Below are 2,048 nucleotides of genomic sequence, written 5' to 3'. Positions count from 1 at the left end.
AGGTCTCGGGGATGGCACCGCCGTACTGGTTGATCATGTCCAGCCACTCCTGGGGCACCGAGGAGGAGCCGTGCATCACCAGGTGGGTGTTGGGGATGGCCTTGTGGATCTGACGCCTTTGCGGATGGTTTCGCGATAGGGCGTCGCCGGCCGGGACGCGACCGCCCCGACGCCGAATTTCCGCTCAAGCCTGGAAAGGGCCACCGCCAGATGAGTCTCGCCCTGGCCCTGCAGCAGGAAACTGCCAGTCTCCGCGTCGGGTCCGAAAGAAAGGCTGAGGTCTTCCTCCATCACCTTGTGCATGGCGGCGGACAGCTTGACTTCATCCTTTTTGTCGCGCGCCGCGAGCGCCACTTCATAAACTGGTGTCGCAATCTCGATTGCCTGAGCCTTGAGCCGCCCGCTGGCGGCATAGACTTCGCCCGTGCGGGCCTCACCAAAGCGCGCGAGCCCGACGATGTCGCCTGCCTCCGCCCGGTCGATCTTGCGGGTCAGGGCCCCCTGAATGGCCAGCAGACCACCCACCCGCGCCTCCGCGCCATCCCCCCGCGACAGCGTCGCGCCATCGCTCAGCGCCGCGCCAAACACCCGCGCGATGGACAGCCGGCCGGATTGGCCCGCATGCAGGCTCTTGGCGACATAGACAGCCGGCCCAGCCGGGGCGGCGCCCAGCAGGCGGCGGGCCGCCTGGTCGAGCGGCGGCGTTTCGTGGCGCAGCGCCTTCAGCAGCCGGCGCACCCCATGGCCATGCAGGCCGGAGCCCAGCATCACGCTGGCGATCTGGCCATTGGCGGCGCCGGCTGCGAGATCGGCGAACACCTCCGCCTGAGGTGGCGTCACATCGCTGAGCAGCTCCTCCATCAGGTGATCGTCGAAGTCGGCCAGCCGCTCCAGCATCTGGAACCGGGCCTCGGCCTCGCGATCGGCCATATCGGATGGAATATCGACCCGCAGGCTCGGCTGGTCGGGCCGGTATACATAAGCCCGCTCCATCGCGAGATCGATGAAGCCCGTCACCTTGCCGTCGGTCCAGATCGGGGCCTGGCGCAGCACCAGCGGCGTCGGCGACACCTCCTGCAGCGCTTCCAGCAAGTCCCGGACGCGGCCGCGCGCGGTCTCGATCTTGTTGACGAACAGGAGGTGCGGAATGTGGGCGTCCGAGAGCCGCTTCAGGATCGGCTGCAGGGCGCCCGCGCGTGCTGGATCGGGCTCACAGACCACGATCGCCAGATCGACGCAGGGCAAGGCCGCCGCCATGTCGCCGGCGAACTCGATTGAGCCCGGGCAGTCCAGCACGGCGTAGGGATCGTCCAGATACGAAAAGCGGGCGATGTTGACCTCGGTCGACATCGCCCGCGTGCGGGCTTCAGGACTGGAATCGCCGACATTGTCGGAGCTAGCGACGGCCCCCTTTCGGGTGACGGCTCCCGAAGCAACGAGCAGAGCCTCCAGAAGCGTGGTCTTGCCGGAGCCGTGGGGTCCGATCAGCGCGACCGCTGCGGCGGTCGCATGGGCTCTTCTGGTCATGGGCGTCTCCCGGTGCTGCGCTGACGCCGCGCCCCTGCACTTCGCGCGCGGGCGAGCGCCATGCCGGCCCGCAGGCTGCGCCCCTGTGCGGCGCAGCAGCAAGACGCTCCCCTGCGGCGGGCGGTCGCAGGAGGCGATCGCTCAAACTGTCGGGATTTGGGCAACCCGCCAGTCATCGCCCGGCCCTATCCAGACCCTCCGAAGGAGCGCCCCATGGACGTGTTGAGCATTGGAGCCGCCGGACTGACGCGCGCAGCCTCTCAGATGGCGCGGGCCGCAGAAGGCGTGGCGAGCGGCGATAGCGTGAAGCAGACGCTGGGGATCGTGGCCATGAAGGCGGCCCAGCAACAGCAAGCAGCAATGCTGGAAGTGGTGCAGGCCAGCCTTGAGGCGACCCGTGATCTGATGCGCGCAACGCGCGATGGGGTCGATATCCGCGTCTGAGGCTTGTTTGGCCCAGGATTCGACGCGTATTCCGTGGATAAGTATTCTATTCGAACCTCGAATAGAGAAATGTTGCA

At 67.4% G+C, this 2,048-nt stretch carries 1 protein-coding gene and 2 pseudogenes; 1 reads left to right on the top strand and 2 read right to left on the bottom strand.

Annotation, left to right across the window (positions count from 1 at the left end; genetic code table 11):
- Window positions 1–160: pseudogene (locus ACLD7X_RS16435) on the bottom strand (fructose-1,6-bisphosphate aldolase); the annotation flags it as partial.
- A gap of 8 nt (window positions 161–168) precedes the next feature.
- Window positions 169–1,527, bottom strand: a pseudogene (locus ACLD7X_RS16430) (elongation factor G); the annotation flags it as partial.
- 264 nt (window positions 1,528–1,791) lie between these two features.
- Here ACLD7X_RS16430 and ACLD7X_RS16425 point away from each other — a divergent pair.
- Window positions 1,792–1,971 (top strand): hypothetical protein, encoded by a 180-nt coding sequence (locus tag ACLD7X_RS16425; protein WP_425625400.1) that lies wholly within the window; start codon window positions 1,792–1,794, stop codon window positions 1,969–1,971.
- Window positions 1,972–2,048 lie beyond the last annotated feature (77 nt).

Source organism: Aphanothece microscopica RSMan92, assembly GCF_046613545.2.
GTDB lineage: Bacteria > Cyanobacteriota > Cyanobacteriia > PCC-6307 > Cyanobiaceae > NIES-981.
This window is presented reverse-complemented; position numbering and strand designations above follow the sequence as displayed.